The organism is Nocardia sp. NPDC051463, assembly GCF_040681975.1.
GTDB lineage: Bacteria > Actinomycetota > Actinomycetes > Mycobacteriales > Mycobacteriaceae > Nocardia.
In genome coordinates this window covers 1-19,960 of sequence record NZ_JBFBAB010000037.1, presented here as the reverse complement: position 1 = coordinate 19,960, position 19,960 = coordinate 1, and the positions used below count along the sequence as shown (strand labels likewise).

Annotated in this window: 19 protein-coding genes; 11 read left to right on the top strand and 8 right to left on the bottom strand. The window is 66.6% G+C overall.

The window, feature by feature from the left end; all coding sequences use genetic code 11:
* Positions 1-2: 2 nt before the first annotated feature.
* Both rffA and AB0M74_RS31630 read right to left on the bottom strand, forming a co-directional pair.
* Positions 3-1,142 carry a dTDP-4-amino-4,6-dideoxygalactose transaminase gene (gene rffA / locus AB0M74_RS31635; RefSeq protein WP_366529971.1) on the bottom strand — a complete coding sequence of 380 codons (1,140 nt, stop codon included), beginning with the start codon at positions 1,140-1,142 and terminating at the stop codon, positions 3-5.
* Entirely contained in the window at positions 1,132-2,229 is a 1,098-nt protein-coding gene (locus tag AB0M74_RS31630) for a glycosyltransferase (protein WP_366529970.1), read from the bottom strand. Before AB0M74_RS31630 ends, rffA begins: the two co-directional genes overlap by 11 nt.
* Before the next feature lie 182 nt (positions 2,230-2,411).
* On the opposite strand from AB0M74_RS31630, the gene AB0M74_RS31625 reads away from it, so the two are divergent.
* From AB0M74_RS31625 to AB0M74_RS31610, 4 genes are all read left to right on the top strand, one after another.
* Positions 2,412-4,616, top strand: a complete 2,205-nt coding sequence (locus AB0M74_RS31625) for a hypothetical protein (RefSeq protein WP_366530016.1) — start codon at positions 2,412-2,414, stop codon at positions 4,614-4,616.
* Positions 4,617-4,769: 153 nt separating this feature from the next.
* Complete coding sequence (locus AB0M74_RS31620) at positions 4,770-6,989, top strand: hypothetical protein (protein WP_366530015.1); 2,220 nt, start codon at positions 4,770-4,772, stop codon at positions 6,987-6,989.
* Positions 6,986-7,483, top strand: coding sequence for a GtrA family protein (locus AB0M74_RS31615; RefSeq protein WP_366529969.1), 498 nt, complete (start codon positions 6,986-6,988; stop codon positions 7,481-7,483). The genes AB0M74_RS31620 and AB0M74_RS31615 overlap by 4 nt, the downstream gene beginning before the upstream one ends.
* Before the next feature lie 21 nt (positions 7,484-7,504).
* Positions 7,505-7,738: a Trm112 family protein gene (locus tag AB0M74_RS31610; RefSeq protein WP_366529968.1), complete on the top strand. Its 234-nt coding sequence runs from the start codon at positions 7,505-7,507 to the stop codon at positions 7,736-7,738.
* A gap of 106 nt (positions 7,739-7,844) precedes the next feature.
* Here AB0M74_RS31610 and AB0M74_RS31605 read toward each other — a convergent pair whose 3' ends face one another.
* From AB0M74_RS31605 to AB0M74_RS31580, 6 genes are all read right to left on the bottom strand, one after another.
* Entirely contained in the window at positions 7,845-8,486 is a 642-nt protein-coding gene (locus AB0M74_RS31605; protein WP_366529967.1) for a TetR family transcriptional regulator, read from the bottom strand.
* 47 nt (positions 8,487-8,533) lie between these two features.
* The gene (locus AB0M74_RS31600; RefSeq protein ID WP_366529966.1) at positions 8,534-9,328 is read right to left on the bottom strand and encodes an ABC transporter permease; all 795 of its coding nucleotides are present in this window, start codon (positions 9,326-9,328) and stop codon (positions 8,534-8,536) included.
* A complete protein-coding gene (locus AB0M74_RS31595; protein ID WP_366529965.1) occupies positions 9,325-10,056 on the bottom strand; it encodes an ABC transporter ATP-binding protein in 732 nt (243 codons plus the stop codon). The genes AB0M74_RS31600 and AB0M74_RS31595 overlap by 4 nt, the downstream gene beginning before the upstream one ends.
* Positions 10,057-10,212: 156 nt before the next feature.
* A complete protein-coding gene (locus AB0M74_RS31590) occupies positions 10,213-10,563 on the bottom strand; it encodes a multicopper oxidase domain-containing protein (RefSeq protein WP_366529964.1) in 351 nt (116 codons plus the stop codon).
* A 32-nt stretch (positions 10,564-10,595) separates the two neighbouring features.
* Positions 10,596-11,432: a multicopper oxidase domain-containing protein gene (locus AB0M74_RS31585; RefSeq protein ID WP_366529963.1), complete on the bottom strand. Its 837-nt coding sequence runs from the start codon at positions 11,430-11,432 to the stop codon at positions 10,596-10,598.
* Positions 11,433-12,095: 663 nt separating this feature from the next.
* Entirely contained in the window at positions 12,096-12,584 is a 489-nt protein-coding gene (locus AB0M74_RS31580) for a MarR family transcriptional regulator (protein WP_366529962.1), read from the bottom strand.
* Between the two features lie 102 nt (positions 12,585-12,686).
* Between AB0M74_RS31580 and AB0M74_RS31575 the strand changes: the two genes are divergently transcribed.
* From AB0M74_RS31575 to tyrS, 7 genes are all read left to right on the top strand, one after another.
* Positions 12,687-13,382, top strand: a complete 696-nt coding sequence (locus tag AB0M74_RS31575; RefSeq protein ID WP_366529961.1) for an NAD(P)H-binding protein — start codon at positions 12,687-12,689, stop codon at positions 13,380-13,382.
* A gap of 206 nt (positions 13,383-13,588) precedes the next feature.
* The gene (locus AB0M74_RS31570; RefSeq protein WP_366529960.1) at positions 13,589-14,761 is read left to right on the top strand and encodes an FAD-dependent oxidoreductase; all 1,173 of its coding nucleotides are present in this window, start codon (positions 13,589-13,591) and stop codon (positions 14,759-14,761) included.
* 91 nt (positions 14,762-14,852) lie between these two features.
* Positions 14,853-15,743 (top strand): RNA polymerase sigma-70 factor, encoded by an 891-nt coding sequence (locus tag AB0M74_RS31565; RefSeq protein WP_366529959.1) that lies wholly within the window; start codon positions 14,853-14,855, stop codon positions 15,741-15,743.
* A 43-nt stretch (positions 15,744-15,786) separates the two neighbouring features.
* The gene (locus tag AB0M74_RS31560; protein ID WP_366529958.1) at positions 15,787-16,935 is read left to right on the top strand and encodes a low temperature requirement protein A; all 1,149 of its coding nucleotides are present in this window, start codon (positions 15,787-15,789) and stop codon (positions 16,933-16,935) included.
* 102 nt (positions 16,936-17,037) lie between these two features.
* On the top strand, positions 17,038-17,685 hold the full coding sequence (locus tag AB0M74_RS31555; protein ID WP_366529957.1) for a DNA-3-methyladenine glycosylase: 648 nt from the start codon (positions 17,038-17,040) through the stop codon (positions 17,683-17,685).
* Positions 17,686-17,847: 162 nt separating this feature from the next.
* Entirely contained in the window at positions 17,848-18,270 is a 423-nt protein-coding gene (locus AB0M74_RS31550; RefSeq protein ID WP_366529956.1) for a DoxX family protein, read from the top strand.
* 174 nt (positions 18,271-18,444) lie between these two features.
* On the top strand, positions 18,445-19,734 hold the full coding sequence (gene tyrS, locus AB0M74_RS31545; protein WP_366529955.1) for a tyrosine--tRNA ligase: 1,290 nt from the start codon (positions 18,445-18,447) through the stop codon (positions 19,732-19,734).
* The last annotated feature ends 226 nt before the right edge of the window (positions 19,735-19,960 follow it).

Here is a 19,960-nt window from a genome sequence, read left to right as displayed (position 1 = left end):
GATCAGACCGTGAACGCGGTGACGGCGTCGACGACGCGGGCCACCTGCTCGTCGGTGAGATCGGGCCACAGCGGCAGCCGAACGATGGTTCCGGAGAACTCGGCGCTGCGCACGCACGGCTGCGGGGTCCGGCCCAGCTTGAGACCGGCGGGGCTGGAATCCAGCGGCACATAGTGGAACGGCGCCGAGATGCCGCGTGCGCCCAGGTGCGCGATCAAGTCGTCGCGGCGTTCCTCGGTGGGGGTGCGCAGGTAGTACAGGTGCGCGGTGTGTGCGCGGTCGTCGGGCACGTTCATCAGGCGAACGTCGTTGCGGCGCGCCCACTCCGGCAGCGCCGCAGCATAGGCGTCCCACACCCGGTGCCGTCCGGCCTGGATGGTGTCGAATTCGTCCAGCTGCGCGTCCAGCACCGCCGCGTTCAACTCGCTGGGCAGATAGCTCGAGCCGATGTCCTGCCAGGAGTACTTGTCCACCGCGCCGCGCAGGAAGCGGGCGCGGTCGGTGCCCTTCTCCCGGATGATCTCGGCGCGCGCCATCAGGATCTCGTCGGTGAGCAGCAGTGCGCCGCCCTCACCGCAATGCACGTTCTTGGTGTCGTGGAAACTCAGCGTGCCGAGGCTACCGATCGTGCCCAGCGGACGGCCGCGCCAGCTGGCACCGAGGCCGTGCGCGTTGTCCTCGACGATGGCGAACCCGTGCGCGTCGGCCAGGGCGAGCAGCCGGTCCATCTCGGCGGCGACGCCACCGTAGTGGATGACGACAACGGCTTTGGTCCGCTCGGTGACCGCCGCGGCGACGGAGTCCGGGTCCACATTGCCGGTCTCCGGGTCGATGTCGGCGAACACGCAGGTGGCCCCGCGCAGTGCCATCGAGGTCGCGGTGGAGGTGAACGCGAAGCTCGGCACGATCACTTCGTCGTCCGGGCCGAGCTCCAACAGCAGGCCCGCCATCTCCAGCGCGGAGGTGCACGAGGTGGTCAGCAGCGCGTGCGGCGCGGCGGTGATGGTCTTCAGCTTGGCGGTGGCGGTGGCGGTGAACTGCCCGTCGCCGTGGCTGTGATCGGAGCCGAGCACGGCCTCAAGATTGGCCAATTCGCGGCGTGCCCGGAACGGGCGGCTGAAGATGACGCGATCAGTGCTCAAGCCGGTCGATCCCCCTGTTGGCGGCGGTCATGGACGGTTCCCGGGTATCCGCCGGGCGCGGCGTCGGCGTGTCGACGGTCAGGTAGAGCGGTTTGCCTACGAGGATATGCAAAGCGACGCCGAGGTATTCGGCGATCAGGCCGAGGGAGAACAGGGTCGCGCCGGACACCAGCAGCAACACCACGATGATCGAGGCCCAGCCCTCAGGCGCCCAGTTTTCGGCGGTGAGCGCTTCGTAGACGACGAAGGCCGCCATCACACCACCGGCGAGCGCCAACGTGACACCGAGCAGGCTGACCAGCCGCAGACCGCGAGTACCGCTGCACAGCACCATCTTCCAGAACAGCGAGAACAGCCGCCGGTAGTTGTAGCCGGACTCCTCGCGGCCCTCGGCACGCAGCTCGACCGGCACCTGGGCGACGGTGCCGACCACCCAGGTCAGCGCGACATCCAGATAGACGCCGTTGGAGGCGACCTCGGCGAGCTGGCGGCCGATGGCGCCGCGGATGAGCCGGTAGCTCTCGAACCGGGTGGAATCCGGGAACGCGAACACCGTGGCGAGCACGATCTTCGCGCCGCGCGAGGTGAGATTGCGCAGGAAACCGTGCGGGCGGGTGTTGATCGGCCTCGAATAGACCAGATCGGCGCGCTCGGCGAGGGCCGCGTCCAGGAAGGTGCCGATGAATCGAGGGTCGTGCTGTCCATCCTCGTCCATGGTGACGATCCAGTTGCCGCGGGCGGCCGACATACCCGCGATCGTCGCGGCGTCCTGGCCGAAATTGCGACTCAGCCAGACGGTGCGCACCTCGGGGTAGGTCTGCTCGAGCTCTTGCAGCACCACATCGGACCGATCCGGCCCGTGGTCGTGCACCAGGATGATCTCGTCGATCGTGAAGACGGCGCCGCCGGGCGTCTCGGTGGGAGCGGTCAGCTGGTGCAATTCGGCGACCAGCCCACCGATGGTGTCCTCGCCCCGATAAATCGGTACGACGACGGACACAGTGTGCGCGCTGCCCGCATCGGCGTGGGGTTTGCCGTTCGGCGCTGCAGCGTCGGTGCGGGGCGTAGAAGTAGTGGGAATCGGCATCAGCTGGATCGACTTTCGCTAACGGTGCGTGCCGGTACTCCCCGCTGGACAGCAGAGCCCGAGCCGTCCAGAACTCTAGCACGGTGCGGGTTTCGGCTTCTGCGACCGATGCCAAGCGGCACCGCGCACGGTAGGGTCTGGAACTCGTGACGGATAGTGCAGCGCTCGATTCGCGACGAGACGTGTACCGCTGGGGAACCATCACCGCGATCGGGGCGGTCGCGGGGTACATCGCGGTACTGCTCGCCAACGTCCGGCACTTCTATACCGACGACACCGAATCCCAGTACACCGGGTTGTGGATCGGCCTCGGCCGGTCGTTGCGTGAGGGCACCTTCCCGGTGCTGGTGCCCGAGCGGTGGATGTCGGGCAACAACACGATGGACGATGCGGGGCTGTTCAATCCGCCGCAGCTGCTGATCGATCTGATCGCGCCGTCGGTCGACAACATGGCGTTATACGCGACCGTCGTCAAATTGATCTTCGCCGTCATCACCGCACTCGGGGTGTATCGGATCTGCCTGGCCTACGGCGGTCGGCCCGCGTGGTCGGCGGCGGCGGGGGTCGCGTTCCCGCTGTCGGGTTTCTTCCTGTTCTTCGACGAGGCCAGCTGGATGACCGCGCTCACCGGCACCGCGTGGCTGGTGCACGCCTGGGCGTCGTCGGTGCGCTACACGCGCGGCACCGGTGGACCGATTCCGGTCTTCGTCTTTCTGTATCTGACCATCTCCACGCAGTACATCTTCCCCGCGGTGGAAGCCGCGATCATGCTGTTGGCCGTGGCGGTGGGCGAGCTTGTCCACCAACGCCGGTGGCAGCCGGTCGCGCGGCTGACCGTCGCGGGAGCGTGCGCCGGTCTCGCGGGTCTGCTCACCTTCCTGCCGAGCATGCTGTCGGCGAAGGTGACCTGGCGCGGCAGCTCGCAGATCATCAACGACCAGTTCCTCACGGTGCCATGGTCGGAGTCGCTCAACGCCAGCCTGCCGAGTTCGATGCCTGCCTTCACCTCCTGGTGGGGTTATGTGCAGCCGATGCCGGTTACCTACATCGCCTGGTTCCTGATCCCGGCGCTTGCGTTCATCGACTGGCAACGCGCCAAGGAAAGCTGGCGGGAGCTCAGCGCGGTCGCGATCTTCTCGGTCCTGATGCTGATGTGGGCCGCCGGACCGGGTTCGATCGGTCCGCTGCGCTGGCCGGTGCGGGTGCTACCGATGCTCGCCATCGGCCTGCTGGTGCTGGTGTGCGTGCTGCTCGGGCGCTACGGCACGGTGCGAGACCTGAAGAATCGCGGCGTCGCTGCCGGAGTCCTGATCGGGCTGCTGTGGGTGCGATCCTTCTCGGCCGACCCGCACGGCGTGATCTGGCATGTGCTCGCCGCCGCCGCGATCGCGGCGCTCGGCGCGGTGGTGGTGTGGCTCGATCGCACCAAGGGGGTGGCCGCGGCGTGCGCGTTGACCATATTCGCGATGTTCCCGATCGCCTACTTCCAGGTCAGGGCCGCGCAGCCGACCCCGATGACATGGAATCTGCCGACCAACCGCTCCGCGGCCGCCGCCGCGTTCCCCGACTTCCCCGGCAACACGATCCAGCTCGCCGAGCGCGGGCTGTTGCAACCGGCGGACAAGAGCCTCGAAGGCGCTTACGGTTCCCTCGTTTTCGGCAACTACGCCAAATCGCTCGACCTGTCCTACGTCAACGGCTACACGCCGACGGGTCACTTCTACTTCGGCGAGCTGCTGTGCATGCGCTGGGACAGCAGCGTCTGCCCGGACGCCTACCGCAGGATGTTCGCCGCTGAGCCGACCACCGGACGACAGCTTGTCGATCTGATGAAGCTGGACCGGGTGGTGCTGCAACGAGCGCTGTTCCCCGATGCTCGCGACCAGCCCGCTCCCGAGGGCTGGAAGTGGGTGGACTACCCCGGCCACGAGCGCTATATCTCGGTGCTCGAGCGGGTGGACGGCCCGATCTCGACGGTGAACGGCCGGGTCGCGGCCGCGAAGAACGCGACGGCGACGTCGATTTCCGAGACCGGCACCACTAGCCGGGTGCGGGTGTCCTCGGCCGACGGCGGTCGCGTGGTGTTCGCGCGGCTCGGCTGGCCGGGCTACCGGGTCACCCTGAACGGCGAGCCGATCCGGATCGATGTGGTCGCGAAAAGCTTCGTCGCCGTGGATGTCCCGGCAGGTACCCGCGACGCGGAGTTGGTCCTGACCTGGCGCCCTCCGGGGTGGAAGGTCGGTATCGCGGCAATGGCGGCCGGGATGCTCGGCGTCGGCGTGTTGCAGTGGCTGTATGTGCGGTCGCGGCGTCGTGACGCCGCCGTGTCGGCCGACGACCGCGCCACCGGTGAGCCCGAACGCGAACTGGCGGACGTTGTTTCGTGAACGCTGACCCGCATCCGGTGACCGGTACGCCCAGGGGCGCGCTGGTCCCGGCGCGGGAAGCGGCCGGCTCACGGTGCGCATTCCGCTGCTCCCCGCGGCGGGCTGTAGGGTCTGGAACTCGTGGTGGAAAGTAGCGCCCCCGCCCGGCGGGACGTGTACAGGTGGGGTCTCATAACCGCACTCGGTGTGATTGCGGGATACGGTGCGGTGCTGTTGGCGAACGTCCGGCACTTCTACACCGACGACAGCGAGTCGCAATACGCGCCGCTGTGGGTCATGCTCGGCCGTCAGCTGCGCGACGGGCAGTTCCCCATGATGGTTCCCGAGCATTGGATGGCGGGCAACTACACCATCGAGGAGGCGGGTCTGCTGAATCCGCCGCAGCTGCTGATCGATCTGATCGCGCCCTCGGTCGCCGATGTCGCGGTCTACACCACGGTGATCAAGCTGATCTTCGCGATCGTTCTCGGGCTCGGCGTCTATCGGATCTGCGTGGAATACGGCGCGAAGCTGCCGTGGGCCGCGGTTGCCGGCATCGCGATTCCCTTCACCGGGTGGCTGCTGTTCTTCGACGAGGCCAGCTGGTACACCGCGTTCACCGGCACCGCGTGGCTGGTGCACGCCTGGGCTTCGGGTGTGCGTTATGCGCGTGGTCGCAGCGGGCCCATCCCGACCTTCGTCTTCCTGTATCTGGCGATTTCGGTCCAGTACATCTTTCCCGCCGTAGAGGCCGGTCTGATGATCGGTGCCGTGGCCGTCGGCGAGGCGGTCTACCAACGCAAGTGGCTGCCGTCGGTGCGACTGCTCGCGGTGGCGGGTGCCGCGGCGGTGGCCGGTGTGGCGACCTATCTGCCGAGCATGCTCTCGGCGAAGGTGACCTGGCGCGGGACCGCGCAGATCAACAACGACCAGTTCCTGACGGTGCCGTGGTCGGAGTCGCTCAATGCCAGTCTGCCGAGCACGCTGCCCGCGTACAGCTCCTGGTGGGGTTACGTGCAGCCGATGCCGGTGGTTTATATCGCCTGGTTCCTGTTCCCGGCGCTGGCCTTCATCGACTGGCGTAAGGCGCGCGAGAACTGGCGTGAGTTCACCGCCATCGCGCTCGTGGCGATCATGGCGCTGATGTGGACCGCGGGACCGGGCACCATCGGCCCGTTGCGCTGGCCTGCCCGCGTGCTGCCGATGCTGGCTCTCGGGCTGCTGGTGTTGGTGTGCGTGCTGCTCGGGCGCTATGGGACTTTCGCCGATCGGCGCAGACGCGGCATCGCGGCGGCGGTGCTGATCGGGCTGCTGTGGTTGCGGTCGTTCTCGGCAGCGCCGGACCGGGTGGTGTGGCATGCGGTCGCGGCTCTCGGCATCGCGGCCCTGGGAGCGGCTGTGGTGTGGCTCGGTGTGCGCCGCGGTACGGCCGCGGCCTGTGTGCTGGTCATCGTCTCGGTGTTCCCGATCGCGTTCCTCCAGGTGCACGCGGCGCAGCCGACGCCGATGAGTTGGAACCTGCCGCAGAATCGGTCCGAGATGAAGGCCGCCTTCCCCGATTTCGCGGGCACTACCCTGCAACTCGCGGACCGCGGACTGATCCAGCCAGGCGAACGGACTCTGCAGGGGGCCTATGGGTCGCTGGTCTTCGGCAACTACGCCAAGGACCTCGAGCTGACCTATGTCAGCGGCTACACCCCCAACGGCCATTTCTGGTTCGGCGAGATGCTCTGCATGCGATGGGATACCAGCGTCTGCCCCGACGCCTACCGTCGCGCCTTCGCCACCGAGCCGTCCACCGGCAAGACCATCGTCGATCTGATGAAGGTTGACCGGGTGGTGCTGCAGAAGGCGCTGTACCCGGATGCGCGCAACCAGCCCGCGCCGACCGGCTGGCGGTGGGTCGACTACCCAGGGCACGAGAAGTACATCGCGGTGCTCGAGCGCGACAACGGGCCGTTGTCGACCAGAAACGGCCGTGTCGCCGCCGTCACGGGCGGCACCGCGACCTCGGTTTCGGAGTCGGATTCGACCAGTGGGGTGCGGGTGAGCTCGGAGCAGGGCGGACGAGTTGTGTTCGCCAGACTCGGCTGGCCGGGCTATCGCGCCACGCTCAACGGTCGTGAGGTCCCGTTCACGGTGGTCGCGAAAACTTTTGTCGCCGTGGATATTCCGGCAGGAACCAAGAACGCGGACCTGGAGTTGACCTGGCGCCCGCCCGGCTGGAAGCTCGGCGTCGGCGCGATGCTGCTCGGATTGCTCGGGGCAGGTGCTATGCAGTGGCTGTCGGTGCGTACCCGACGTCGTGATGACGAGCCGGGCGGCGGGACCTCGGTGCCGCTGAGCGCTGACCGTCCGGCGCCGGAACCCGACCTGGTCGGCGCGAGCCGGTGAGCGCGGGCGAGGCCGGAGCCCACGCCGGGGCGACGGGAACCGAGGATCCCGGACCCCTGCTGCGCCTGGTGCGCAGGCAGGAGCTCGCCTTCGCGGTGGTCGGCGGCTTCAACACCGCATTGGGCATGACGCTGACGGTAGCCTGGCTCGCCGTGCTCGGCCCTGATGTGCCGCCGTCGGTGGCGGTGGTCGCGGCCTACGGCATCAGCATCGTGATCGCGTTCGTGCTGCACCGCACTCTGGTGTTCCGGGTGCGCGGCCACGTCGTCCGTGATTTCCTACGCTTCGTCGCGGTGAATTCCGGTGGGCTGCTGCTGAATATCGTGCTACTGGAACTGGCCGTCTCGGTGCTGGGTTTTCCCGACAAGCCCGCGGCGGTCGTCGTGATGGGGATCGTCGCGATCGCGAGTTTCTTCGGCCATCGTTATATCTCGTTCCGCCGGGAACCGGTGGCATTGTCGCCGTCGACCGGTTCCGGTGCGGAGCAGTTGTAGGCGACGGGTAAGTTATCGATCATGCCGGAGGAAACCGCCTTGGACGCCACCCTGTTGAGTCTGCTCGCCTGCCCGCAGGACAAGGGTCCGCTGCTGTTGGTCCGCGATGACAAGGGCGTCACCGCGCTCTACAACCCGCGTCTGCGCCGGGCCTACCCCATCGAGAACGGCATTCCGGTGCTGCTCATCGACGAGGCGCGCGACGTCACCGATGCCGAGCACGCCGCGTTCACCGCTCAGCACGCCGACGCCTGACAGGCGCCGACCCGGTGGCACGCCCCGCAGCGTTGCCACCGGAACCGTGCGCCGATTCCCCTCTGTCCCAGCGGTATTCCGGTCGACGGATCGCTGCCTTGCGGAATTACGGTGTGGCGAGATCTATTTCGCCGGTGAGGTAGCGCTGGAGGGTGGGTCCGACGGCGGCGACCAATTCCGGGATGGGCATGGAGGCGACCGGCTCCACTTCCAGGATCTTGCGCGCGACCAGCACGCCGATCATCTGCGTGGCGACTAGGGCGACACGGGCGCGGCCGTCGTCGTCCGGGGCCGCGATCCGCAGTCGGACTCGTTCGAGCACGATGTCGAGCACGAACGACCTCGCCAGCGAGATATCGCCGCCGCCGAGCATGCTCCGTACCGCCGCGACCACCCCGGGACCGGCAGGGGAATCCCAGACGCTCACCACGGCGTGCAGGATGGTCGCGCCGAGCTGGTCCAGCGGCGCACCTTCGATGATGCCCAGCGTGGCCTCCGGGTCTACCGGCAGTTCGACCACCGCGGCGAACAGCTGCTGCTTGGTCCCGAAATAGTGGTGCACGAGTGCCGGATCGACCCCGGCGTCGGTGGCCACGGCACGGATCGAGGTCTTGTCGAAACCGACCTCGGCGAACCGGGCCCGGGCCGAGGTCAGAATCGCCTCGCGAGCGCCGGACTGTCCAGGTCTGCGTCCGGTGCGGGTGGCGCGCTCGCCATTGCCTGCCGTAGTTCCGTTGGCAGCCGTCACGCCATCGCCTTCCGTCGTCCCATCACCCGCTGCCACGTTACGTGGCATTACGGGGTTCGCCGCCGTAGGGTTGCCGCCCCGAGGCATAGCGCCACTACCGCGAATCCGGCGACCACGGCGAGATCGCGCCACATCGCGGTGGTTGCCTCGGGATGGCTCGAAACCTGTTGCAGCGCATCGACCGCATAGCTCAGCGGCATCACATTGCTGATCGCTTCCAACCAGCCGGGCAGCTGTCCGCGCGGAACGAGCAAGCCGCACAGAAAGATCTGCGGCGCGACTACCACGGGCATGAACTGCACTGCCTGGAATTCGGTACGCGCGAAGGCGCTTGCCAACAAGCCGAGCGCGACCCCGCATACCGCGTCGACCATCGCGATCAGCACCACCCAGCCTGGGCTGCCTGCCGCGTTGAGCCCGAGCAACCCGAAAGAGACCAGGCACGCCACCGCGGCCTGCGCGGCCGCAGCCACCGAGAACGCCGAGCCGTATCCGGCCAGCAGATCGATCTTCGACAGTGGCGTGGTGAGCAGTCGTTCCAGCGTGCCCGAGGTGCGTTCGCGCTGCATGGCGATGGCGGTGATCAGGAACATCACGATGAACGGCAGGATGCCGAGCATGCTGATGCCGACGCGGTCGAACAGTGGCACGGGGTTGAGCGGGTTCTGCGGGGTGTCCTTGTAGATGAAGTACAGCAACGTCATCAGCAGCGCGGGCACCACGAGAATCATGGCGACGGTGCGGTGGTCGTTGCGTAGTTGGCGCAGGATGCGGGAGGTCGTCGCGACATAGGGACGCAGGGTGGGCGTCCGGCGCGCGGTGGTATCCATGACGGCGCTCATGACTTCGGTCCCATCGTGATCAAGGAGAGGAAGGCTTGTTCGAGGTTCTGTTCGTCGGTTCTGGCGCGCAGTTCGTCCGGGCTCAGTTGCGCGAGCAGTTTGCCTTCGCGCATCAGCAGCAGCTGGTCGCAGTGTTCGGCCTCGTCCATCACATGGCTGGACACCAGAAGCGTCGTTCCCGCGGCGGCCAGCTCGCGGAACTGCTTCCACAGATCCACGCGCAGTACGGGATCGAGGCCGACGGTCGGTTCGTCGAGCACGAGCATGTCCGGCTGGGCGACCAGCGCACAGGCCAGTGAGGCGCGGGTCTGCTGTCCGCCGGAGAGTTCGTCGCCGCGCTGGTGTGCGTTTTCGAGCAACCCGACCGCCGTAATGGCCGTATCGGTGGCATCGCGGTCGCGGCCGTACAGCGCGGCGAAGTACGCCACGTTCTCGCGAACGCTGATGTCGGAGTAGATGCTCGGTGCCTGTGTCACATAGCCGATTCGGTGGCAGAGTTCTCTGGAGCCCGCGGGCAGCCCCAGCGCCGAGATTTCTCCGGATTCCACGATCTGGGTGCCCACGATGCTGCGCATGAGTGTGGTCTTGCCGCAGCCGGAGGGCCCGAGCAGTCCGGTGATGGAGCCGCGCGGAATCGCCAGTGAGACATCGTGCAGAACTTCGCGGCCGCCGCGGTTCACCGTCAGGTTCCTGATGTCGACGGCGGGGGATGAGTGCAGGTCCATCATGGGACGCCTCAATTCATCGAGTGTTGAATTCACTGTGTGATGAATTTAGCGCGAGGGCGACGTCCGGACAAGAGGCAACGGCTGGTCGTTCGCACAGCCCGGCATGTCGCCACGCGTGTCTGGCCTGCTCGCGGAATCCCGGGTACGTGCCTGGGATCAGTGGCCGTGATGTGACGATGGCCTGCCTGCGGATTGTCCTGGGTCGACCACGACAAACTGGCCCATCATGCCCTGGTCCTCGTGCCACAGCAGATGGCAGTGATACATGTACGGCGAGTTCGGATCGGCGGGTCCGTCGAACCGCATAGCGAGTTTCGCGGTGGCGTCGGGCGGCAGGAAGACGGTGTCCTTCGGTCCGGTCAGTGCCGCGGGCGGCGGCGCGCCGTCGAGTTCCAGCACTCGGTACTGGACATCGTGGACGTGGAAATTGTGCGGCATCCCGTCGTTGTTGTGCACGATCCAGGTTTCGGTAGTGCCTCGTGTGACGGTCAGGTCGATTCGGTCCATCGCCATCTTCTGGCCGTTGATCCCGCTCAGGTTCAGCTCGAAGCGACGTTCCTGTACCGAATCGGAACCATCCGGGGTGGACGGATGCGCCACTGTCGCAGGCAGTTCGGGCGACGGGCGCAGCGCGGCGGCCGCCCGCAATTCGAGTACGTCGAACGCGTCGTCGCCGCCTGCGAACCTGCCGTTCCAGAATCGAGTCCGGCGTCGAGCTTGTTGCTGCGCAGCACCGTGCGCTCGCCCGGACGTACCCGCACCACGATCTCGGCCCGCTCGCCCGGCGAGAGCTGCAGCCGGTCGAGCACGGCGGGGCGTTCCATCAGTCCGCCGTCGGTGGCGACGAGGGAGAACGAGCGGTTGTCGGCGAAGCCGAAGGTGTAGACGCGTGCGGGGGAGGCGTTGAGCAATCGGAGCCGGACGAGTTCGTCGCCGACATTGCGGTATGGCGTCAGGGTGCCGTTCACCATCGTCTGATCACCGAGGAACCCGACGTCACGGAAGATGGCATGTTCCGAATCGAGCACGGCCCCACGAAATTTCACGTCCTGCACGATGACCGGCAGATCGTCGATGCCGTAATTGCTCGGCAGCGACAGAGATTCGGAGATCTCGTCGTCGAGCAGGAACATCCCCGCCAGTCCGCGCCGCACATGCTGCTCGGTCGTGCCGTGTGGGTGCGGGTGATACCAGAGCGTCGCGGCGGGCTGATCAATCGTCCACTGTGGCGTCCACGTCGCCCCCGCCGCCACCATCTGGTGCGGGCCGCCGTCCATCGCCGCGGGTAGGTGCATGCCGTGCCAGTGCACGGTGGAGGCTTCCGATAGCGAATTGCGGATTCGGACCTCGACCTTTTCGCCACGCTTCGCCCGCAACGTCGGGCCGAGGTAGTCGCCGTTGAATCCCCACGTGTCGGTTGCCTGTCCGGCCCGGAATTCCTTTCGCCCGAACGCATATCGAGCTCGAACACTCGGGTGCCATCCGGCCGCAGCTGCGACTGCGCCAGCGGCGGAATTGCCAGCTCGTTCTCGAATTCGACCTTGTCGACCGTGGAGACGACCGCATTGACATACACCCAAGTGACGCCGCCGCCGACCGCGAGCACGAGGACCGCCGCGAAGGTGACGACGCCGATGAGCAACCGCCGCCACCAGTGCGGTCGAGGAACCGAAGACATGCACCGACAGTAGGAATCCGAACCACCAGGACGCATCAGGGAGCGTCCCCATTTCACCCCTGACCGCACCCCTGATTCCCGATGCCTGCTACCCGCCGATTGGGCGATGTCGAGCCACCCACGCAGGCCTGTGTGCTCGGATTCCACTGTGTCCGAGGCATTCCCGTCGCAGATCACCGCGCCGGTGCGCAGGAAATGGGCCCCCTTTTCGATCCACTCCCGACGCGACTGGTCCGGGCGGTGCGTGATCATCGAACGCAAGGATCTCGTCGATGATCGTCTTTTCACTCACCACCGAGCCGCGGCGCGCCGGTGCCTCGTCGCGCGCCAGCCGTTGAACCGCAAGTTGATTCGTCCTGAGTCAGTCGTCGGCGAGCTCGGTCGTCGCGTCGCGTCCTGCCTCGGCGGTGCGGCGCAGAAAGTCCGCGATCACCGCCAGTTGGGCGTCGCTGTACCGCTCGCAGAGCTCGTCCATGCGGGTGTTCATGCCGGAGAGCATGCGATAGATCTCCGGATTGCGGTCGCGGGTCGCGCGCACGGTGACGGCGCGGCGATCGGTGGCGTCGGGGTTGCGTTCGCGGGTGATCCAGCCGCCGCGTTGGAGCCGATCGAGCACGCCGGTCATGGTTGCCGGGTGCAGGCCGGCGAGTTTCGCCAGCGCGCCAGGGCTGAGCGGGCCGTGTCGGTTGATGAGGTCGAGGCAATTCCAGTCGGCGTCCTTGAGTTCGACCCTGGCTCCGAACTGCCGATTCAGCAGCGACAGTTGGATATTCAGGTCGCGAAGCGACTCTTTGACCGCACGTGCCGACTGTCGATGTCGCCGCGCATCCGCCTTTGTTACGTCATTCATATTGTATGACTTTCAAAATAGATGATATGGTTCTCATATGATACGGCGTTCGGATGAACGAGTGCCGGAGGCCTGCCGAACAACTGCAGAAGGAAATCCACCATGCGCATCACCGTCTTCGGGGCCAACGGCCCCACTGGCCGGCTGTTGACCGGCCAGGCCCTCGGCATCGGCCACGACGTCGTCGCCGTCACGCGGCGGCCTGCCGAATTCCCGATCGCCCACGAGCGGCTCACCGTCTTCGGGGGCGATGTCCACCAACCGGATTCGGTCGACGCGGCCGTCGCGGGCGCGGATGTCGTGCTGTCCACGCTCGGGGTGCCCTACGGCAAAGAGGTGATCACCACCTACTCCACCGGGGTCGGCAACATCGTGGCCGCCATGCATCGCCACGGCGTGCGTCGCATCGGGGTGGTCTCATCCAGTGCGGTCGACCCGAAGCCCTACTCCGATGCCGGGTTCGTCTTCAACCGGGTGCTGCAGCCCTACATCGTGCGGGTCATGGGCAAGACGCTCTACGACGACATGCGGCGAATGGAAACGCTGCTGCGGGCCAGCGATCTCGAGTGGACGATCGTGCGTCCCGGCGGGCTGTACGAACTGCCCGCCGGGACGGATTACACGATGGTCGAGGGGCATGCCGACAGTCGTTACACCGCGCGCATCGATCTGGCGGCGAGTCTGCTCCGGCTGGTCGACGACGACCGATTCGTACGCAAGATCGTCGGGGTCGTCACGACGACCGAAAACCCGAGCCTGCTGCAACTGATCCGCAAGGAGGCGCTCGGCAAGAGTTGATGCGGGCGTCGGATTCGGTCCTCCGCGGTGTGATCTGCTGTAGCTGCCTCCGCATTCGATCTGGTAGCAGCCGTTTTCGAGCCCATGTCGACGATGTGGCATGGATCACAATGCGCGTCTGTCACGTTCCGCGGCCGTTGTTTGTCCCATGGTCGTCACCAACCAACGAACCCCGAATCGGTGACACCGACCATGGGAGAAACGCCATGAACACGCAGCGGATCGTCATCCTCGGCGCCGGCTACACCGGCATGCTCGCCGCCGTGCGGCTGGCCAGGCGGACGCGCAAACTCGACACCGAGATCACCCTGGTCAACCCGTCCGCCCGGTTCATCGAGCGGCTGCGGATGCACCAGATCGCGGCAGGCCAGGAATTGGCCGACCACCGGATCCCGGTCCTGTTGGCGGGCACCGGCGTCGAATTCGTGCAGGGCTGGGCCACGGCCATCGACACGGTCGGACAGCGGGTCATCGTCGACGACACCACGGCGCTGCACTATGACACCCTGGTCTACGCCCTCGGCAGCAGCACCGATACCACCACCGTCCCCGGCGCCGCCGACCACTCCTGGACCCTGAACGATCCCCGCACCGCCCACCGTTTCTCCGAACACCTCGCGGCGGCCGAAGCCGCCGACGGCACCGTCGCGGTCTGTGGCGGCGGCCTGACCGGCATCGAGGCCGCGGCCGAAATCGCCGAGAATCACCCGAGGTTGAAGGTCACACTGATCAGCAGCACCGAGCCCGGCGCCATGATGGGCGTGAAGGCACGCGCCTACCTGAACAAGGCGCTGGATCGGCTCGGTGTCGCACGTGAGATCGGCAATGCCGTCACCAAGGTCCTGCCGGACGCGGTCGAACTGGCCAACGGCGAACTGGTTCCCGCGGATCTGACGCTGTGGACCACCGGTGTCCGCGTCTCTGCACTGGCCGCCCGGGCGGGCATCGAAACCGACGCTCGCGGTCTGATTGTGGTCGACCCGACCCTGCGGTCGGTGTCGCACCCGAATATTCACGCCATCGGCGACGCTGCCGCGGTGCGCCAGGCCTGGGGCCAGATCCACGGCACCTGCCAGTCCGGCCTGCCGACCGCCGCATACACCGCCGACGCCATCGCGCGGACATTGCGCGGCAAGAAGGTCGAGCCGTTCCGTTTCGGCTACTTCCACCAGCCGGTCAGCCTGGGACGTAGGGACGCGGTCATCCAATTCACCCAGGCCGACGACACCGCGGGCCGGTTCTACCTGGCCGGTCGTGCCGCGGTGCTCTACAAGGAGACCGTCAGCAGCAGCCCGATACCGACCTTCAAGATGAGCAAGAAGATGACGATGTCGGTGCAGCTGTCCAAGGGCGGCAAAGCCACCCGTGCGACAGCATGACGGCACACATCCCGCCCGCCGCACACCCTCGTGGCGGGCGGTAGGTTCACCTGACTTGTACAGCTTGAATACTCGGGAGGCGGAACCGTCGATGGTTGACCGAACGCCGGCGCAGGATCCCTTCATCGAACATCGGCGGCTGCTGTTCGCCACCGCCTACCGGATGCTGGGCACCGTCACCGATGCGGAGGATATCCTCCAGGACACCTGGTTGAAGTGGAACGACACCGATCAGTCGACCGTTCAGCATCCCAAGTCCTATCTGGTCCGCACGGTCACCAATCTGTCGTTGAACCGCCTGACCTCCGCCAAAGCCACTCGCGAAACCTACATCGGCCCTTGGCTTCCCGAGCCCCTGCTGACCTCGCCGAACATCGCGGAGGAGACCGAATTGGCCGACACCGTCGCCACCGCGATGCTGGTGGTCCTGGAAACCTTGAGTCCGGTCGAACGGGCCGTTTTCCTGCTGCGTGAGGTCTTCGGCTACTCGCACGCCGAAATCGCCGAGACCCTCGACAAGCCCGAGAGCACGGTCCGTCAGATCGCGCACCGGGCCAGGACGCACGTGCAGTCCCGTCGTCCGCGGTTCGACACCGACAAGGTCGAGCGGGCGCACATCACCGACCAATTCATGGCCGCGTGCTCGGGTGGTGACCTCAATGCGTTGATGGATCTGCTGGCCCCCGATGTGACCGCGTGGTCCGACGGCGGCGGCGTGGTGACCGCGGCGCGGCGTCCACTGCACGGTCCCGACCATGTGGCCCGCTGGATCCTCGGTGTGTTGGCCAAACCGGTCGCGGCCGGTTTCGCCCTCGAATCCGCCGATATCAACGGCGAACTCGGCGCCCTCGCTCTTTTCGATGGAAACCCTGGCGCCGCCTTCACCTATGACATCGTCGGCGGCCGGATCCAGAACCTCCGCTTCCAGGTCAACCCGCACAAGCTCAAGGGGCTGTATATGGGTACCGATACCCTCGGCTGAGGTACGGACGGCGGAAAACCGCCAGTCGCCTTACGATCTTGCAGTGACCAGCGAGACCACCGATACGAATGTGGAGGGGGGACAAGTTCGGGCTTCGACGCTGGAGCTCTTCTTCGACCTCGTCTTCGTCTTCACCATCACCCAATTGACCCATGTGTACACCCATCACCCCGGCTGGCAGGCGCTGGCTCAGGTGGCACTGCTGTTCGGTGTCATCTGGTGGATGTACAGCGGCTACGTCTGGCTCACCAACGAAGTGGCGCCGAGCAGTTCGTCCCGGCGGACCTGGTTGCTGCTCGGAATGTTCGGATTCTTCGTGCTCGCGCTGGCAATCCCGGATGCCTTCCACGGCACCGGCATCGCCTTCGGCCTCGGCTACTTCCTGGTGAATACCGTGCACACAGCGATGTTCTATTCGAGCGGCGGCGCCTCCGCGACGATCGCCATCAAGCGGATCGCGCCGCTGAACGCGCTCGCCGCCGGGCTGGTGCTGGCCGGTGGTTTCGTGCACGACTGGGCCCAATACCTGTGTTGGGCACTGGCCTTTGCGGTCCAGGTCCTCAGCCCGTACCTGGTCGACACCGGCAACTTCGTGGTCAGGGCAAGTCACTTCTGCGAGCGGCACGGTCTGGTCGTCATCGTTGCCATCGGCGAGTCCGTCGTCGCCATCGGCGCCGGACTGGCGGGAGAGAAATTAACCGTTGCTCTGGTCGCGAATGTCGCGCTCGGTCTGGCACTGGCCTATGTGCTGTGGTGGGCCTACTTCGGCATCGATGACGAACGTGGCGAACACGCGCTCGGGGAGGTACCTGAACGGCAGCGCTCTACCGCTGCCGTCCTCGCCTACGGCTACGCGCTCTATCCGCTGCTGATCGGCGTCATCGTGACCGCGGCGGGTATCAAGATGAGCATCGCGCACGGCAATGAGGTCGCCTCCGTCGCCACCGCGGCCGCGCTCTCCGGTGGTGTCGCCCTGTACTTCCTCGGGCAGTTCTTCTTCCGCCGTGCCCTAGGTCTGCCGCGCTCGTGGTACCGCCTCGTCGCAGCTGCGGCGGTCGCGGCGACGATCCCGATCGGCGTCGCATGGGTGGCATGGGCTCAACTCGCCGCGCTCGTCGGCGTCGCCTACATCGCCGTGATCACCGACGATCTGGTCACCCTGCGCACCGGCCAGCACAGCGCTTACCTCTAGCCCGCGCACCCGAATCCGTCCGGGGCTGAAGCACGATCGCCGGAGTGTGGTGTTGGTCGGGGACGGGGTCGCGGACTGTGCGAACCGACTCGGTTCGGGACAATGACCGCTGTGTGTGCCGATGAACTCGCTGTGGAACCGCCCGCCGCCGCCCGCCGATTGCTCGGTGCGACCCTCTGGTCGGGGCCGGTAGGGGTGCGGATCGTCGAGGTGGAGGCGTATGGCGGGGATCCGACCGGGCCGTGGCCGGACCTCGCATCACACTCCGGGCGCGGGCGGACCAAGCGCAACGCGGTGATGTTCGGGCCTGCCGGGGTGCTGTATGTGTACCTCAGCTACGGCATGCACACCTGCGTCAACGTGACGAGCGGGCCCGACGGGACCGCGAGCGCGGTGCTGATCCGATCGGGCGAAGTACTGGCCGGGCTGCAGACAGCACGCGCGCGCCGCACGACCGCACGCAGCGACGCCGACCTGGCGAAGGGACCGGGCAATCTCGGTAGCGCGCTCGGAATCACGTTGGGCGACTACGGAACTCCACTGTTCGACCCGACCTCGCCGATCCGGCTGGAATTGGCAGGCGCACTGAGCCCAGCTGAGATCGCCAGCGGGCCGCGCGTCGGCGTCAGGATGGCCGCCGAACAAGCGTGGCGATTCTGGCTGCCTGCCTCGACGGCTGTTTCGGTATACCGCCGCAGTCCACGTGCACCGCAGATCGAGACGGGCTCCAGACCCGGATCACATCGTTGACCGGCGGTTCCTCACACATCGCGTCCGCGCCGGTTGCGGCCCTCGACCCGACATAATCCAGGTACTGGCGATTCTGGCGGGAGCGATGAGTCTCTGCGGTGACCGCCGTCTTATCTGGTGAGCGCGCCACCCGACGCGAAGCCGCCGACAAAGGACGCCCCGATGACCACCATCGCCCACCCTGTCCCGTCCGCCGTCGCGCCCAGCCGGGCGCGCAACATCACCCTCTGGACATTGCAGGTCGTATTCAGCCTGTTCTTCATCATCGCCTCGGCCGCACCGAAGCTCGTCGGGCAGCGCTACGCCGTCGAGGTGTACGCGGAGATCGGTTGGGGTCAGTGGTTCCGCTACGTGACCGGCGTCGTCGAGCTCGCAGGCGGCCTCGGCCTGCTGATCCCGCGACTGTCCGGGTCCGCCGCGGCCGGCCTGTCGCTCACGATGGTGTGCGCCGCCGCGACCCAGGCCCTTCTGCTCGGCGCGGCAGCCGACGCGATCTTCCCGCTGGTTCTGTGCGGGGTATTCGGGTGGATCGCATGGAACCGCCGCGACAGCATCGGGGCCCTGCGAGCTCTGCTGACCCGCTGAACAGAACCCGACTCGACCGACTGAACATCCGACAGTGATCGGCGGACCGAGGCCCGTCGATCACTGTCGTCCGAGTACAGCGCGCCCGCGAAATCCACTCGACCTGCGTGGCATGCCCCGGCGAGACTGAGGCGAACGCGGGTCGTCGAGATCCGTGCGGAAAGATGGGACAGCGTGAGCGGCGACATCATCGATGAACTGACCTGGCGCGGACTGATCGCACAGTCCACCGACCTGGATGCCCTGCGCTCGGCGCTGGCCGCCGACCGCCTGACCCTCTATGCGGGCTTCGATCCCACCGGCCCGAGCCTGCACGCCGGACACTTGGTGCCGCTGCTCGCGCTGCGTCGTTTCCAGCGGGCAGGCCATCGGCCGATCGTGTTGGCGGGCGGCGCCACCGGCCTCATCGGCGATCCGCGTGACGTCGGCGAACGGACCATGAACTCGTCCGACACCGTGGCGGACTGGGCCGAGCGGATCCGTTCCCAGCTCGAGCGTTTCGTCGACCTGGACGATTCACCGACCGGCGCGGTCATCGTCAACAACATGGAATGGACCGGCAACCTGTCGACCGTCGACTTCCTGCGTGATGTCGGCAAGCACTTCTCGGTGAACGTCATGCTGGCCCGCGACACCATCAAGCGCCGCCTGGACGGCGAAGGCATCTCCTACACCGAGTTCAGCTACATGCTGTTGCAGGCCAACGACTACCTGCAGCTGCGCCGCGACTACGACTGCACACTGCAGGTCGGCGGATCCGACCAGTGGGGCAACATCATCGCGGGCGTGGAACTGAACCGCAGGGTCGACAGCGCATCGGTGCACGCTCTGACCGTGCCGCTGGTGACCTCGGCCGACGGCAAGAAGTTCGGCAAGTCGACCGGTGGCGGCAGCTTGTGGCTCGACCCCGAGATGACCAGCCCCTACGCCTGGTACCAGTACTTCGTCAACACCGCCGACGCCGACGTCGTTCGCTACCTGCGCTGGTTCACCTTCTTGTCCGAGGAGGAGCTGGCCGAGCTGGAGACCGCGACAATCGAACGTCCACATGCCAGGGAGGCGCAGCGCAAGCTCGCCGAGGAGATGACGACCCTGGTGCACGGTGAGGCGCACACCCGTGCCGTGCAGTTGGCGAGCCAGGCACTGTTCGGTCGAGCGGATCTGCGTGAGTTGGACGAGGCGACGTTGGCCGCCGCGCTGCGGGAAGCAGCCATCGACGGCGCGGTCGCCGAGGTTGTCGCCGGGGAGCCGAGCACAATCGTCGATCTTCTGGTGGCATCCGGACTGAGTGAGAGCCGTGGAGCCGCGCGTCGTGCGGTGAACGAAGGCGGCGCTTCGGTGAACAACGAGCGCATCTCGGATCTGGAATGGACCCCCTCCGATGCCGACTACCTGCACGGACGGTGGCTGGTGCTGCGGAGGGGAAAGCGCAACTTCGCAGGCGTACTGCGGGCGCGCGCTTAAAGATCTTGGTGTCCTGAGTCACATCTGTGTAATTCGAGCCGGTTTCCCAGGTCGGCGCAACGCTCTGACCTGGGAAGATGCCTCCGCTTCTTGGCGATTTGACGTAGCGTTTTCCGCCGCGTAACTTTATCCAAGTCAGAGCGACACGGACACCGACCCGGAGCCGAGAAGCACAGCGGAAACGCTGAGCGAAGGCCTGGGAAACGAGGTAGTACGAGGAGCGCCT

Bases quoted from the DNA above. Each gene is read 5' to 3' on its own strand.
- AB0M74_RS31630 (WP_366529970.1), bottom strand. From the start codon at position 2,229: ATGCCGATTCCCACTACTTCTACGCCCCGCACCGACGCTGCAGCGCCG.
- AB0M74_RS31610 (WP_366529968.1), top strand. From the start codon at position 7,505: ATGCCGGAGGAAACCGCCTTGGACGCCACCCTGTTGAGTCTGCTCGCC.
- AB0M74_RS31600 (WP_366529966.1), bottom strand. From the start codon at position 9,328: ATGAGCGCCGTCATGGATACCACCGCGCGCCGGACGCCCACCCTGCGT.
- AB0M74_RS31595 (WP_366529965.1), bottom strand. From the start codon at position 10,056: ATGATGGACCTGCACTCATCCCCCGCCGTCGACATCAGGAACCTGACG.
- AB0M74_RS31590 (WP_366529964.1), bottom strand. From the start codon at position 10,563: ATGGACCGAATCGACCTGACCGTCACACGAGGCACTACCGAAACCTGG.
- AB0M74_RS31580 (WP_366529962.1), bottom strand. From the start codon at position 12,584: ATGAATGACGTAACAAAGGCGGATGCGCGGCGACATCGACAGTCGGCA.
- AB0M74_RS31575 (WP_366529961.1), top strand. From the start codon at position 12,687: ATGCGCATCACCGTCTTCGGGGCCAACGGCCCCACTGGCCGGCTGTTG.
- AB0M74_RS31570 (WP_366529960.1), top strand. From the start codon at position 13,589: ATGAACACGCAGCGGATCGTCATCCTCGGCGCCGGCTACACCGGCATG.
- AB0M74_RS31565 (WP_366529959.1), top strand. From the start codon at position 14,853: ATGGTTGACCGAACGCCGGCGCAGGATCCCTTCATCGAACATCGGCGG.
- AB0M74_RS31555 (WP_366529957.1), top strand. From the start codon at position 17,038: ATGACCGCTGTGTGTGCCGATGAACTCGCTGTGGAACCGCCCGCCGCC.
- AB0M74_RS31550 (WP_366529956.1), top strand. From the start codon at position 17,848: ATGACCACCATCGCCCACCCTGTCCCGTCCGCCGTCGCGCCCAGCCGG.